Source organism: Sphaerisporangium flaviroseum, assembly GCF_039537005.1.
GTDB classification, from domain to species: Bacteria; Actinomycetota; Actinomycetes; order Streptosporangiales; family Streptosporangiaceae; genus Sphaerisporangium; species Sphaerisporangium flaviroseum.
Map to the genome: position 1 here is coordinate 516,050 of NZ_BAAAZR010000008.1, position 14,020 is coordinate 530,069.

Consider the following 14,020-nt stretch of genomic DNA (forward strand, 5'->3'; position numbering starts at 1 on the left):
CTGACAGCTCTGCCGTGCTGATGTACTGCCACTGTGGCCTACTGCAAGACGCCATGGTCAAAACCGTCGATCCCGCAAGGAGGGCTAGGATCATTCGGCTTATGAGGGAACTTGCCATGGAAGATAACCTACTCTTATCTGCGCTTCATAACGTCGCCGCCGAATGCTCTACGAACTTCTTGGATATCAGTAAAGTTAACGGTACATACTCCCAGAGCACCTTTTCCGCCGCTGAGGATGCCCTTGGCAGCCACGTAACCGTCCGACTCGATGGTGAAGATCGGGCCGCCAGAATCGCCTCCCTCTGTGCAACCACCTACCCGCGATCCCATACTGCCATTCCTGACAGTGCCGGCGAAAGCGCCGTCTGGGTGATATTCCGGGATCGGCTTGTTGACTTCTTCGACCTTCCAGTTACACGTTTGGCCGGTCGTCCTTCCTCCTATGCAGAAGAGGTCGCCCGGGACGGCGCGGCGAGTCCAACTGCGCCGTACCGGGCGTTTCTGGGCCGAGGCTATCCCGCCGACGAAGATTGACGCCGTAGACGTCGGTGGGTCGTAATACGCGACTAGCGCGATGTCTCCGTGGGTTGTTGTTTGGTCAGGTAGATTGACGGATCCACGACCGTTCACCCAGGAGCTGCGTAGGGCTAGCCCGATATCCTCGCCACTTCTGACCACTTCTTGAGGTGCCGGCAGCCGTGTCCGGACATGTGCGCGGGGCGTTGGGGCTGGCCGATGAGGTGGAGCTGCGGCAGGCCGCGCCCATGACGGCCAGCCGCCATCGGGCTTTCGTTCGCAAGCGCATGGGTGTGTCATATGAGGCGGCCCGGGTCCGACGGATCGCCGAGGAGGCCGTGCGCAAGGCCGTGCAGTCCAAGGACAACCCGGCCGACCTGATCAACGTGGCGCTGGAGGAACTGGTCCGCGCTCGATGTGAGTTACCGGGCTACACCACGTTGGACGCGATGACCGCGGCGATCCGCGCCGAGGTGAACACGGCTGGATCAGCACTATCGCTCCCACCGCGCGGCGCTGTTCACCTTGGTTGAGGCGATCGAGCTGGAGGCCACCACGGCCGAGCGCAGCGTGCTGGAGGCGGTGGAGTTCCTGCGCGCGTCGCGTGGCGCCAAGGCCGCGTTCGTGCCCGAGCAGATGACGGTGGAGCGGGCTGCCGGTAGGTGCCCAGTTCAGCGGCGACCGCCTCCCATATCCCCGACCCACGCCACAAGCTCACAATCGCAATGTAATCGCCTTCTTCGGCAGCGGCCAGCTGAAAAGCAGTGGAGCCATATCGTTGATCAGAGCGAAACCGGTTCTCGCCCTTCCGAGTCTCGGCTCTCTCGACGAAGCTCATCGGGGTCTGTCTACGACGGTCGCCGGCGTGATACCGAATTCCGCCGGAACCTCTCATGGCATTACGAATACTGCTGCGGGTTCTGCGACGGCTGTCTGGACGGCGTTGCCGTCGGCCTCCTGGCCGGTCGCCGGTGGCCAAAGGCAGGGCGAGCTCTCGGCGTCTGCGGCGGTTGAGCGGGCGGCAGACGCCGGGAGTCCGCGTGAGCCGTTGCGGGCTATCTGGGGCCATACCCCCCGTGGTGGTGGCCGTGGTGGTGGCCGTATGGATGATAGCCGTGGTGGTTCCAGTGGTGGTGGCCGTGGTTCCAGTGGTGGTGGCCGTATGGATAGCCGTGGTGACCATGGTGACCTGGGTAGACGATGTAGCAGCGGTTGTTGTATTGACCGTAGGGCAGCAGCGGGCATGGATGGCCCTGCGATATGGAAGCCGCCTCCGGGTTGATGGCGCGTGCGCTGGCCGCCTGGGACGACAGCGCCGCGGGAACGGCAAGACTGAGCACCACCAGCGAGCCGGTGGCTAGGACTTTCTTGAGCATGGAAGATCTCCGTATCTGGTAGTCCGGCATGGTTCCTGGACTCACGGAGCGCCGAACCGGCTTCCTGGAAGGATGTCGCCGAATCGACGCTTACCTCTGAAAACGCTAGTCGAGGCGATCTAGAAGCTCCTCCCATGCAGGCAAATGTTGGAACTGGGATCGTCCAGTAATTCCACCTGCTGATAATTCCCGATTTAGGGCGATATAGCGTTACTAAGTCAGCGACGAAGTCGTAATCCGGCCTGTCACCAGAAGTCCGACGGAGAACTCCGTCTTGGCCGGCTGTGCTCGGCGGAGACCATCGTCTTAACAAGACGGGATCGTGCCGACGCGATCGTGCCCGGTGGTGGCGTGAGATGGCGCGGCTCTACGGCGGTCAACGGCGCTGCCAGCTCTGCTCCATCGCGCTGTACTTCGGTGTGCCCGGTGCTACTCGGCGGCGGGACTCCACGGAGACCCGGCGCCCGGAGCACTCGACCGTGGTGCTCGCCCTTGTGCGAGAGCGTGTCATGGGCGGTACCGAGAACGATCAGACCGTGCCGCTCGGCCATGGTGCGAGAGCGCGGCACAGGCGGCACCGCGAGCGCTCAGACCGTGCCGCACGGCCGTGGATCGGGTTCGCGAGAACCGAATTAGGCGTCGTTGCGGTGCGAACGTATGGTTTCGGTCATTTCTGGTAACGAGCCAGAGGATGGGCAGGCTGAGCCTGAAGCAGAGAGGTAAGAGAGGTAAAGGAGCTCGCGTGGCGACTGTTACTCCCCGGCAGGCCCCGCTCGGCGTTCCACGGAGCCGGGTGCGCCAGCTGCTGGCCGCCAACATCGGCAACGCCGTCGAATGGTTCGACTGGTACACGTACTCGTTCCTGGCCGTCTACTTCTCGACCCAGGTCTTTCCCAAGAGCGCGGGCAACAGCCTGGTGCCGTTGCTGAGCTCGTTCGCGGTCTTCGCGGTCGGGTTCTTCATGCGCCCGCTCGGCGGACTGCTCGTGGGCTCGTTCGCCGACCGGTACGGCCGCAAGGCGGCGATGACCTTCACCATCAGCCTGATGGGCGCTGGGTCGCTGCTGATGGCCCTCACCCCGACCTACGCGTCGGTCGGCATGCTCGCGCCTGTCATCCTGACGCTGGCCCGGTTGACCCAGGGGCTCTCGGTCGGGGGCGAGTTCGCCGCGGCGACCACGTTCCTCGTGGAGTCCGCTCCGCCTGGCAGGCGTGGTCTGTTCTCGAGTTTCCAGTACGTCAGCACCACCGTCGGCCAGTTGCTCGCGTCCGGCCTCGCGGCCCTCCTTGCCGCGGGCATCACCGAGGCCCAGATGAGCTCCTGGGGGTGGCGCGTCCCGTTCGCCGTCGGCGCGCTGGCCAGCCTGGTCGGGCTGTGGATTCGCAGGAGCGCCGATGAGACCACGACCCTCGCCGAGGACATCAAGAAGGGCACGGCCGAGAAGCCGAAACTCTTCGACTTCCTGGTGCACCACCCGGGCAAGGCGGCCTTGATCGTCGGCATCACCATGGCCGGCACCGTCGCGTACTACACGTGGACGACTTTCCTGCCCACCTACGCTCAGCTCACCGTCAAGTTCGACAAGGCCGAGGCCCTTCAGGCAGGCACACTGTCGCTCCTGTTCTTCATGGTGCTGCAGCCGCTGCTCGGCATGCTCTCCGACAGGATCGGGCGCCGGCCGATGCTCATCATGTTCGGTGTGGCGTTCACCCTGCTGCCGGTGCCGTTGATGGGGATGCTGACCGACTCCTTCGCCAGCCTGCTGCTCGTCCAGTGTGTTGGCATGGTCTTCCTCGGTTGCTTCACCTCGATCTCGGCGGCGGTGAACTCTGAGCTGTTCCCCACCAGGGTCAGGGCGTCAGGCGCCGGTTTCCCGTACTCCCTGACCGTCGCGCTGTTCGGTGGGACCGCCCCGCTGGTGGGCACGGCGCTGATCGACGCGGGGAACGCGGGGGCGTTCGCCTGGTACATGTCGGTACTGGCTCTGGGTTCGACCCTGGTCTATGTCTTCGCACTCAAAGAGACGAAGGACGAGCCTCTGCGCTGACACTCTGGCGAAGAATGGCGTCCCCGGCACGTACGCCGTCGACGTGCCCGGCGAGCCGGTTCTGGTCTCACCAGTCGTGAACGGTGCCGTCCCGAAGGCGGTTGAACGGCAGATATGCCGTCTGGTAAGGGAACTTGCCCGCCGCGTCGACGTCCAGCGTCACCCCGAGGCCGGGCTGGTCGCCCGGATGCAGCATGCCGTTGGTGAAGGTGAAGGACTGGCGGAACACGGTGTCGGTGAGCTCGCCGTGCTTCATGTACTCCTGGATGCCGAAGTTGTGGATCGCGAGGCCGAGGTGCATCGCGGCGGCCATCCCGACAGGGGAGATGTCCGTGGGGCCGTGCATGCCGGACTTGATCTGGTATTGGGCCGCGTATTCCAGGACCCGCTTCAGATGGGTGATGCCACCGGTGTGGGTGACGGCCGAACGGACGTAGTCGATGAGTTGCTCGCGGATGATCTGCTGGTAGTCCCACACGGTGTTGAACACCTCCCCGATCGCCAGGGGCGTCGTGGTGTGCCGGCGCACCAGGCGCAGGGCCTCCTGGTTCTCCGCGGGTGTGCAGTCCTCCAGCCAGAACAGGTCGTATGGCTCGAGCGACTTCCCGAGCTTCGCGGCCTGGATCGGCGTGAGCCGGTGGTGCGCGTCGTGCAGGAGCGGGAGTTCCGGGCCGAACTCGTTGCGGACCGCTTCGAACACCGTGGGCAGGTGCCGCAGGTAGGAGGCGGAGTCCCAGTCCTCCTCGGCCGGCAGTGCGGCTCGCTGGGCGGGCTCGTGGTCATAGCGTTTGCCCGAGTTGCCGGCCGTCGTGGCGTTCGAGGCGATGCCGTAGATGGCGGTCAATCCCGGGACGCCGGCCTGGACCCGGATCGCGCGGTAGCCCTCGTCCAGATGGCGCCGGATGGATTCGAAGATCTCAGGGAGGTCGCGCCCGCTTGCGTGCCCGTAGGCGAGCAGGCCCGATCGGCTCGCGCCGCCGAGTAGCTGGTAGAGAGGCATCCCCGCGGCCTGGGCCTTGAGGTCCCACAGCGCCACGTCGACCGCCGCGATCGCCGCCATCGTGACCGGCCCCCGGCGCCAGTAGGCGCCGCGGTAGAGAAACTGCCAGGTGTCCTCGATGGCGTGCGCGTCGCGGCCGAGAAGCAGCGGGACCACGTGTTCACGCAGGTAGCCGACCACCGCCAGTTCGCGGCCGTTCAGTGTGGCGTCGCCCAGGCCGGTCAGGCCGTCGTCCGTGATGACTCTCAGAGTGACGAAGTTGCGGTCCGGGCTCGTCACCACGACTTCGGCAGACTCGATGACCATCCCTGCTCCTCCGCCGCTGCCGATGGGCCCGCACCCGAGGCTCACCCACGGCGGGACGCGACGTCAAGAACATGTCCCTGACGGCTACCCGCGGGTCGCCACGGCGGCGGTGCGGCACATCGGCTCTGGTGCTCGGTCGGTCACGATCACGTCCGGGTGCTCCCCGGGGCGTAGGCGGCTTCGTCCAGGGCCGCGGAGGGGGTCTCGGCGGTGCTGGAGCTTGCTATATCCCGCACCGCGGATCACCATCGTTCCCGGCGCCTGGACCAATGAAGGGGCGGGTATGCGTTCGCGGGACCTCCGTGTCATTGTCGTCACTGCCTTATGCCTGGTCGTCGCGGTCGGCGCCTTCGCCTTCGTCGAGCTGAAAGACGCGCTCGGCATCCTGCTGGAGAGACCCGACCCGGCGTGCGTGGCTCGCAGCGCGGCCGACAACGAGAGATTGACGAAGGCCGTCGCGCCGCATCTGCCGTCCGTGACGCCCGACGACATCAAGGGTGGGGATGGATGCGGTCCGCCCGAGAGCGGCCATCCCTGGATAGAGGCGGAGCTCCCGAGCGCCTCGATCGAGGAGGTCCTGCGTGGATTCCCCACGTCGGAGTGGACTCCTATCCCGTACGCCGATGCCCAGAAGGCGGCCGACCCGGGCGAGGTGTCGACCGGCGTCACGGGCGAGGTAGATGAGCGCAAGGTAGCGGTCTACGCTTTCCGGGCCGGACGTGGCAAGGGACCGGTCAGGGTCGTGGCCTGGTTCGACACCTGGTTGGAGTGAAGCGACGCCGACGACGGTTCGGCTCAAGCTGATGATGCACGCTCCCAAGCATCTGTGGCGTTGTCACAGCCTGTCGCGGAACCGGGCAACTGACCAGCGTATGCGTGATCAGTTGACTACGATGCTGATTGTGCGATCACCGTGGTTGAGGAGCTTTAGCGGCTTCGTCTAGGGCCGCCGGGAAGGTCTCGGCGGTGCTGGAGGTCGCCATGTCTCGCACCGCACATCACATTCGCTCCCGGCGCCTGGATGGTGACCGGCACTGGGAAGCAAGGCCGTCCGGGCCCTGGCGTGCCGTCAGGCTGACCGATCTTCGCTACTCGGAGGCGGAAGCCAAGGCAGCGCTCATCGAGGGTCGGCGTTCGCAGCCTCGGATGGTCCATCGGCACGTGGACCTCTACTCGTTTCTGGGCGCGTACGGCCGGGGGAAATTGGCGGAGGACGCCAACCTCGAAGAGCGCAGCGAGCGCCGGCGACTGCGTGATCGGCTGTACGCGACGGTGAAGCGCGCCAACTCCGCACCCCTGACGGACTTCGTCGACGAAGACGACCTCGAAATCCACCCCTACCGGCCTCGCCACGGCGCCCTCTGGAACGCCTGGTGAGGGGCGGTCGGTGATTCCGGTCCATCGGAAGTCCTTGGGCGTGGTCGCGTCACGTTCAGGCTTGATCAGACGTGTTCCATGATGATCACTGCGGTGGTGTCGGGTTGGAGAGCCTCGAAGATGTGGGATGCGTCGCCGGGGTAGGCGACGTAGTCGCCCGGGTTCAGCTCGACCGGTTCCGCGGTCGGGCCGACCAGGGCGCTGCCGGTGCTGAGGACCACGTGCTCGATGGTGCCGGGCATGTGCGGCTGGGAGATGCGGGGCTCGCCCGGCTGCACCTCCAGCCGGTAGACGTCCCGGCGGCTGTTAGGCGGGCATGAGGCCAGCAGCGTGGCGGCGTAGTTGGCCTGCTCGGAGTAGGTGACCGGCCCCTCGCCGGCCCGGATCACCCGTACGTCCGGCCGGGGCGGGTCGACCAGCCGGCTGAACGGCACACCGAGCGCGGCGCCGAGGGCCCACAGGGTCTCCACGCTCGGGTTGCCGGCGGCCGACTCCAGTTGCGACAGCGTGGACTTGGCGATGCCGGCTCGCCTGGCCAGCTCGGTCAGTGAAAGGCCGGCGCGTTCGCGCTCGTGACGGATGGACGCCGCGATCAGACTGATCAGCTCCGAGGGCGACGTCTCGTTCTTACCGGGAGCCTGCTCGGCGGGCGACTTCTTACTCTTGCCTGAAGGCTGCTCCGAGGGTGAATTGCCGCCCTTGTGCGGGACTTGCTCCGAGGGCAACTTCTCACTCTGGCTCGAAACCGATGCTGAGGGGGCGTTGTCGTCGTTGCCCGGAACCGGTGCTGAAGGGGCATTGTCGTCACTGCCCGGAACCGGTGCTGAAGGGGCATTGTCGTCGTTGCCCGGAGTCGGGTCGGGGTTCTCACTCTGGCCGGGCACCGGCTCAGAGGAGGGGCTGTGGCTCGGGGTATCGTATGCCACCTGTTCGCTCCAGACTCCTGGTTGTTCGACTTGACGAACGCATGATCCTCTGTTCACTATATCGTCCATGTATTCGTTATGGCGAACAATCGATCGCGGCACGCTCCGGGACATCGCCCTGGTCTGCCTTGCGGACGCCATCGTCGGTGCCGCGTTCGGCGCGATCAGCGTGTCCGGGGGCCTGCCGTTATGGGTGCCGATCGTCATGTCGCTGCTGGTCTTCGCCGGTGGAGCCCAGTTCGCCGCCGTAGGAGTGGTACTCGCCGGTGGCGGGCCCGTTGCCGCCGTCGCGGCCGGGCTGGTGCTCAACGCCCGCCTGCTGCCCTTCGGATTCGCGGTCGCCGACGCGCTGGGCGGCCGGTGGTGGACTCGGTTGGCCGGCGCCCACGTGCTGACGGACGAAAGCGTCGCCTTCGTGCTGCGCCGGAGCGATCGTCAGGGGCGGCGGGCCGTGTACTGGATCTGCGGCCTGGGCCTGTTCGCGTGCTGGAACCTCGCCGTCGTGCTCGGAGCGCTGGGCGGCCAGGGGATCGCCGACACAGGCGTCTTCGGGCTCGACGCCGCCTTCCCCGCCGTGCTGCTGGCCCTGGTTCTGCCCCGGCTGGCCGATCGCGGCACCCGCAACGCGGCCCTGCTGGGAGCGGCCATCGCGATCGCCGCCACACCGTTCCTGCCCGCCGGGCTGCCGGTGCTGCTCGCACTGGTCGGCCTGGTGCCGGCCATCCTGTCGTCCGGCACTCCGGCGAAAAGCGAAAGGGAGGCCGCCTGATGTCCCTGCTCGCCATCCTTCTGCTCGCCGCGGGAACGTACGCCTTCCGGCTGGCCGGGCCGATGCTCCAGCACCGGCTGACCATTCCCGACCACCTGCGACGTCTGGTGTCGGTCGCCGCCGCCGTACTGCTGGTGGCCCTGGTCGCCACGGCGGCGCTCACCGAGGGGCACGGCTTCGCCGGTTGGGCGAGGCCGGCGGGGGTGCTCGTCGCCGGAATCCTCGCGCTGCGGCGCGTGCCCTTCCCCATTGTGGTCGTCGCGGCCGCCGCCACCACGGCACTCCTGCGGCTGTGTGGCCTGCCCTGATCCGATGGCTCAGCCGTCCGTCGATGGCGTGAAGGTGGAGCAGGCTAAAGGCTGAGGGGGCCCGCCGGGATGTCGCCGCGCAGGGTGATGCGGTGCATGACGCGGTGTTGCGTGCCGTAGTCGCGGTTGGCGTAGTGGGCCGTGCTGCGGTTGTCCCACATGGCCACGTCCCCGGCGCGCCAGCGGTGCCGGACGATGTGCTCGGGCTTGGTCAGATGGGCGTAGAGCAGGTCCAGGATGCCGCGACTCTCGGCATCCGACACCCCGACGATGTGCGAGGTGAAGCCCGGGTTGACGAAGATGCCCTTGCGCCCGGTCTCCGGATGCACGCGGACGACGGGATGCTCCACCGGGTCGAGCCGGGTGACGACCTCTCCTTCCCAGACGCTTCCCTTCCCGCCGCGACGCTGGGCCAGGTAGTAGCCGAACTCCCGGTTGCCGTCGTGTACGGCGGTGAGTTTGTCGGCCAGCTCACGCACGGGGGCGGACAGGGAGTCGTAGGCGAGCTGGCTGTCGGCCCAGTTCGTGTCACCGCCGGTGGCGGGCAGGACCACCGCGCGCAGGATCGACCCCAGGGGCGGGCGGGGCATGAACGTGACGTCGGTGTGCCAGACGTCGGCGAAGCCGTTGTCGGCGCTGTCCAGCGCGTAGATCTCCGGATGCGCCTCGTCCACCCCGCCGACCACCGGATGGGAGGCGGTGAGCTCACCGATGCGGCGTCCCAGCGCCACCTGGCCGTCGTCGTCGAGAGTCTGGTCGCGGAAGAACAGGACCTTGTGATCCACCAGAGCGGCGCGCACCGCCGCCACCTCCGCGTCGGTCGCGGTCGCCAGGTCCAGGCCGTTCACCTCCGCGCCGAAGTTCGGTCCCAGCGGGGTCAGGCTGAGGTCGACATGCGAGGCGTGCAACGTACTGGTCATCTCGTTGTTCCTTCCAGGGCGGCGGCGGTACGGACGGCATGGCCGATCGTGGTTCGCAGGGCGGCGTACTCGGGCAGGGCTCGCAGCTCATCGGGCTCCACGCCGGTGCGCGAGAGGCCGACGTCGAGGTCGAGGGCGATCCGGCCGGGACGGTGGGTGAGCACCACGACGCGGCTGCCGAGGAACACCGCCTCGTCCACGCTGTGGGTGACGAAGACGGACGTACGGCCGTTCTCCGCGCTCACCCGGCGCAGGTCCTCTTGAAGGCGCTCGCGGGTGAGCGCGTCCAGCGCGGCGAACGGCTCGTCGAGCAGGAGCAGCGGATCGTCGCCCGCCAGCGCCCTGGCGATGGCCACGCGCTGCTGCTGGCCTCCGGAGATCTGCCAGATCCGCCGGTCGGCGACGTCGTGCAGGCCGACCCGCTCCAGCAGTTCCGGTACGCGCCGCGCCCGGTCCTGCTTCGGGACACCGGCGTACCGCAGGGCCAGGTCGACGTTGCCGCCCACGGTCTTCCACGGGAACAGCCGGGGCTGCTGGAAGACGACTCCCGCGCCCCTGCCGGGCACCGGCTCCTCGCCGCCGATCCGGACGGTGCCGGAGGTGGGCCGCTCGAATCCGGCGATGAGGCGCAGCAGGGTGCTCTTCCCGCATCCGGAGGCTCCGACGATCACTAGGAACGCGCCCGTGGGTACGCGGAGGGAGATCGGCCCCAGCGCGGTCACGGCGCTCCGGCCGTCGCCGTAGACGTGCTCGACCCCGCTCACGTCCACGGCCGCGGCATCCTCGGTTGCGACGTCCTTGGTCGTGACGTTCACGGCCGCGGCATTCTCGGTTGTGACGTTCACGGTTGCGGCATCCCCTGTTGTGACGTCCTCGGCGGTGGGGGCGGGACCCGCTGCGAGGTCAGGATTCGAGGGCACCGGGAAGTCCGTTGTTGTAGATGGCCTTCTGCACCGTCGCGAGGTCGGGCACACTGTCGATCTTCTGCTGGTCCTTGAGGAACTGTGCGGCGCTGACCAGGTTCTGCGCCAGGCCGCCCACCTTTCCAGGAGTACCCAGCCACTCCTCGCCGGCCAGGTCCGCCGGCTTGAGGAACACGCCCTGGCTCAGCTGGGCTTTGGCCTCGTCCGGGCTGATGTTCAGCTCCTTGCCCACCGCCTCGGCCGCGGCGCCGGGATCGTCGGCGATCAGGTCGAGCGCCCTGGCCTCGGCCTGGCGCCATGCGGTCACGGCCTCGGGGTGGGCGTCGATGAACGCGGTGGTCACCACGCCGAGGTCCAGGGTGGGCTTCCCCGCGGTGGCGAGCTGGCGGCTGCTGATGAGCACCTTGCCGTTCTTCTTGATCTCCTGCAGGGTCGGCAGCCAGGTGTACGCGGCGTCGATGTCACCCCGTGTCCAGGACGCGAGGATGTCCTGGGGTTCCAGATCGACGAGGGTCACGGCCGACTCCGGGATGCCGGCCTTGTCGAGGGTGGCGAGCAGGCTGTAGTGGGCCGTCGAGGCGAACGACGTGGCGACCTTCTTGCCGCGCAGGCCCTCGATCGAGGTGATGCCCGTCCCGTTCCTGGCCACCAGCGCCTCGTTGTCACCGGCCACGTCCAGCACGAACGCCACCTGGTACGGAATGTTCAGCGGCGCGGAGAGGCCTCGCGCCACCGGGCTGGACCCGATCGCGGCGATGTCGACGCTCTTGGCCACGAACGCGGTGTTGATGCTGGCTCCGGAGTCGAACTTGGTCCACGTGATCGTGTAGCCGGGTAGTGCGTCCTCCAGCCAGCGCTTGTTCTTGACGACGAGGTCACCGCTGGGGAACGCCTGGTAGGCGATGCGGATCGTCTTGGCCGGCGCGCTCCCACCGCCATCGCCACCGCCGCTGGCCGTGCCGTTCCCGCACGCCGCCAGGACGGCCGCGGTGACGGCGGCCAGGATGATCGGGAGCAGCCGCCTGCGGCTTGGTCGTGACATGGGACGATTTCCTTCCACGGGGTTTCGAGCCGGGCATCGGTGGGGCTCGCGTGCGCTGGGTCGGGTCGAGGTCCGATGGGTCTGACGTGGGCTGCGTCGAGCCGAGCGCGGGCGGGGCTCACGTGCGGCCGCGCCAGGGGATGAGCCGGTTCTCGGCCGTACGCAGCACGGCGTCGATGAGCAGGCCGGACAGGCCGATGGCGAACAGGCCGAGCACGACGACGTCGGTCTGCAGGTAGCGCTGTGCGTCGCGGACCATCCCGCCGATGCCCGGCACGCCGTTGATGGTCTCGGCGGCGACCACGGAGGAGTACGCCAGGCCCACGGCGAGCCGGATCCCCGTGAAGATCTCCGGCAGCGCGTTGGGCAGCACCACGTCCCTGACGACGTCCCACCGCGAGGCGCCCAGCGCGCGAGCCGCCTCGACCAGGCCTGTCGGCGCGCCGTAGACGGCGGAGGCCGTGGCGACCGCGACCGGCGGCAGGGCGGCGATGGTGAGCAGCCACAGCTTCGGGGTCTCGTCGATGCCGAACCAGATGATCAGAAGGCTGAAGTACGCCAGCGGGGGCAGGGCGCGGACGAAGGTGACCACCGGTTCCGTCACCACCCGGATCCACGGGACGATGCCCATGATGACGCCCAGGACCAGCCCCGCCACCGCGCCCAGCACCGAGCCGATGAGGATCCGGCGCAGGCTGATCCCGAGATGCTCGATCAGGTAGTGCCCGCTGTACCCCCGGATCCCGTCATGAGTGGTGGAGGTCAGTACGAGCTGGTCCCACACCGCCCCCGGCGAGGGCACGAACGACGGGTTCCGCGTCGTGACGGCCGCGAGCTGCCACAGCACCGCGAGCACCGCGATCGCCACCAACCGCACCACGATCCTGCGTGACCTGCGCCGGACGGGGGGCGCCTCGGGCGCCGAGCCGCCACCCGGCGCCACCGACCGTTCGAGCCGCTGAGCGGCGTCCGGCTGCGTGTAGACCACGACGATCCTCCGGAGGCGCGTATGTCTTGGTTCCGCGTCTCTGATCACGGATACATGTATTTCCTACCTTATTAGCGGGGAATAGGCAACATGTAACCGTGGTGGGAAGAGCCGGGCCGGTTGGTCCCGCGGGGCGGACGGTGCCGCTTCCGGTTCCTGCGCACCCACGACCTGAGTCGCTAGGAACCTGGCCTGATGCCGGCCGTCAGGAAAGGTGTGGCGCGGTGAGCCCAGTGCAGTGCCACAGCGGTCCTGCCGATGCCGGCAGGACCGCTGACCACCGCGACCTTGGGCACGCCCGCTCAACGGTCGTCGGAACGGACGAAGTTCAGGAGAGCCAGTGCCTCCGCCCTGTTGCTCTCAATGGCTCGCCGCGGTGGCGGCCTGGCGGGTGCGGCGGGCTTCGCGGCGGTCGACGAAGCGGGAGGCGGAGAGCTCCAGGCGGGTGAGGAAGTCGGACAGTTCGTCGCGGGCCTTCTCGGCCTCGGGGTCCAGGCCGGTGACATCGAAGACGGCCCACTGGCGCAGGACGGGCAGCAGGACGTCGTCGAGGTGCAGGCGCAGGTCGTAGATTCCGGCGTTGGCGATGGTCATCGCCTTGCGGGTGAAGCCCTCGATGCCGGTGCCTGGCATCTGGAAGGTGGTCACCACGTCGGTGACGGCGCGCATGGTCTGACTCGGGGTCAGTTGGAACGCCGCGTTGAGCAGGTTGCGGTAGAAGAGCATGTGCAGGTTCTCGTCGGCGGCGATCCTGGCGAGCAGGCGCTCGCAGTTGGGGTCCTGGGACGCCTTGCCGGTGTTGCGGTGGGATACGCGGGTGGCCAGTTCCTGGAAGGAGACGTAGGCCAGCGAGTGCAGCACGCCCTCGTAGGTGTTGGTGAACCCCTCGCCCATGTGCAGCATCCGAGCCCGTTCCAGAGCGACCGGGTCGACGGCCCGCGTGACGGTCAGGTAGTCGCGGATGGCGGTGCCGTGCCGGCCCTCCTCTGCGGTCCACCGGTGCACCCAGGTGCCCCAGGCCGCGTCGCGGCCGAAGGTCGTGGCGATCTCGTGGTGGTAGCTGGGCAGGTTGTCCTCGGTCAGCAGGTTGACGATGAGCGAGACCCGCGCCTCCTCGGGGATGGCGGAATCGGTCTCCGCCCAGGCCTCGCCGCCGAACACGCCGTCGTAGTCGCGGCCCTGTGACCACGGGACATACTCGTGCGGGAACCACTCCTTGGCCACCGTGAGATGCCGATCGAGCTCCCCGGCGACCACGGGCTCAAGCTCGAGCAGCAATTCGGTATCAGTCAGCTCTGTCACGGCGCTTCCCCACTCTTGGCTACGAAACCGTAACCTACGCTAGCGTAAGTTACGGCCGAATGGGTGACCGGGGCTGATCTGCGGCGTTCGCGCAGCTCATGTGGGCCGGGGTTCGTACGCGCCGAGGAGTCCCCGCGAGAAGGCGGCGGAGCGGGTGACGCAGCGTAGGGGCGGCGGCCCCGGAACGCTTCCGGCGGAGGCGGCCTGGCGGCTCGTCC

The 14,020-nt window shown here is 67.8% G+C and carries 15 protein-coding genes; 7 read left to right on the forward strand and 8 right to left on the reverse strand.

Annotated elements, in window-relative coordinates; translation table 11 throughout:
* Positions 1 to 116: 116 nt before the first annotated feature.
* On the forward strand, positions 117 to 536 hold the full coding sequence (locus ABD810_RS18595) for a hypothetical protein (protein ID WP_344941316.1): 420 nt from the start codon (positions 117 to 119) through the stop codon (positions 534 to 536).
* A gap of 152 nt (positions 537 to 688) precedes the next feature.
* Positions 689 to 1,051, forward strand: coding sequence for a DUF4158 domain-containing protein (locus ABD810_RS18600; RefSeq protein WP_344941319.1), 363 nt, complete (start codon positions 689 to 691; stop codon positions 1,049 to 1,051).
* A gap of 522 nt (positions 1,052 to 1,573) precedes the next feature.
* Here ABD810_RS18600 and ABD810_RS18610 read toward each other — a convergent pair.
* Positions 1,574 to 1,894 carry a hypothetical protein gene (locus ABD810_RS18610; RefSeq protein ID WP_344941323.1) on the reverse strand — a complete coding sequence of 107 codons (321 nt, stop codon included), beginning with the start codon at positions 1,892 to 1,894 and terminating at the stop codon, positions 1,574 to 1,576.
* A 742-nt stretch (positions 1,895 to 2,636) separates the two neighbouring features.
* Here ABD810_RS18610 and ABD810_RS18615 point away from each other — a divergent pair.
* Complete coding sequence (locus ABD810_RS18615) at positions 2,637 to 3,941, forward strand: MFS transporter (protein ID WP_344941327.1); 1,305 nt, start codon at positions 2,637 to 2,639, stop codon at positions 3,939 to 3,941.
* 67 nt (positions 3,942 to 4,008) lie between these two features.
* On the opposite strand, the gene manD is transcribed toward ABD810_RS18615, so the two are convergent.
* Positions 4,009 to 5,247 (reverse strand): D-mannonate dehydratase ManD, encoded by a 1,239-nt coding sequence (gene manD, locus ABD810_RS18620; protein WP_344941330.1) that lies wholly within the window; start codon positions 5,245 to 5,247, stop codon positions 4,009 to 4,011.
* 283 nt (positions 5,248 to 5,530) lie between these two features.
* On the opposite strand from manD, the gene ABD810_RS18625 reads away from it, so the two are divergent.
* Positions 5,531 to 6,019: a hypothetical protein gene (locus ABD810_RS18625; RefSeq protein WP_344941333.1), complete on the forward strand. Its 489-nt coding sequence runs from the start codon at positions 5,531 to 5,533 to the stop codon at positions 6,017 to 6,019.
* A 194-nt stretch (positions 6,020 to 6,213) separates the two neighbouring features.
* Positions 6,214 to 6,624, forward strand: coding sequence for a hypothetical protein (locus ABD810_RS18630; protein WP_344941336.1), 411 nt, complete (start codon positions 6,214 to 6,216; stop codon positions 6,622 to 6,624).
* Positions 6,625 to 6,689: 65 nt separating this feature from the next.
* Here ABD810_RS18630 and ABD810_RS18635 read toward each other — a convergent pair whose 3' ends face one another.
* A complete protein-coding gene (locus ABD810_RS18635) occupies positions 6,690 to 7,349 on the reverse strand; it encodes a helix-turn-helix domain-containing protein (RefSeq protein WP_344941339.1) in 660 nt (219 codons plus the stop codon).
* A 268-nt stretch (positions 7,350 to 7,617) separates the two neighbouring features.
* On the opposite strand from ABD810_RS18635, the gene ABD810_RS18640 reads away from it, so the two are divergent.
* Positions 7,618 to 8,319: an AzlC family ABC transporter permease gene (locus tag ABD810_RS18640; RefSeq protein ID WP_344941342.1), complete on the forward strand. Its 702-nt coding sequence runs from the start codon at positions 7,618 to 7,620 to the stop codon at positions 8,317 to 8,319.
* Positions 8,319 to 8,627, forward strand: coding sequence for an AzlD domain-containing protein (locus ABD810_RS18645; protein WP_344941345.1), 309 nt, complete (start codon positions 8,319 to 8,321; stop codon positions 8,625 to 8,627). The genes ABD810_RS18640 and ABD810_RS18645 overlap by 1 nt, the downstream gene beginning before the upstream one ends.
* 44 nt (positions 8,628 to 8,671) lie before the next feature.
* Here the strand turns inward: ABD810_RS18645 and ABD810_RS18650 are convergent, their stop codons facing one another.
* From ABD810_RS18650 to ABD810_RS18670, 5 genes are all read right to left on the reverse strand, one after another.
* A complete protein-coding gene (locus tag ABD810_RS18650; RefSeq protein WP_344941350.1) occupies positions 8,672 to 9,547 on the reverse strand; it encodes a TauD/TfdA dioxygenase family protein in 876 nt (291 codons plus the stop codon).
* On the reverse strand, positions 9,544 to 10,392 hold the full coding sequence (locus tag ABD810_RS18655) for an ABC transporter ATP-binding protein (protein WP_344941353.1): 849 nt from the start codon (positions 10,390 to 10,392) through the stop codon (positions 9,544 to 9,546). The genes ABD810_RS18650 and ABD810_RS18655 overlap by 4 nt, the downstream gene beginning before the upstream one ends.
* Before the next feature lie 58 nt (positions 10,393 to 10,450).
* The gene (locus tag ABD810_RS18660) at positions 10,451 to 11,512 is read right to left on the reverse strand and encodes a taurine ABC transporter substrate-binding protein (RefSeq protein ID WP_344941357.1); all 1,062 of its coding nucleotides are present in this window, start codon (positions 11,510 to 11,512) and stop codon (positions 10,451 to 10,453) included.
* A gap of 118 nt (positions 11,513 to 11,630) precedes the next feature.
* Positions 11,631 to 12,500, reverse strand: a complete 870-nt coding sequence (locus ABD810_RS18665; protein ID WP_344941360.1) for an ABC transporter permease — start codon at positions 12,498 to 12,500, stop codon at positions 11,631 to 11,633.
* Between the two features lie 360 nt (positions 12,501 to 12,860).
* The gene (locus tag ABD810_RS18670; protein WP_344941363.1) at positions 12,861 to 13,802 is read right to left on the reverse strand and encodes an acyl-ACP desaturase; all 942 of its coding nucleotides are present in this window, start codon (positions 13,800 to 13,802) and stop codon (positions 12,861 to 12,863) included.
* Positions 13,803 to 14,020: the final 218 nt, after the last annotated feature.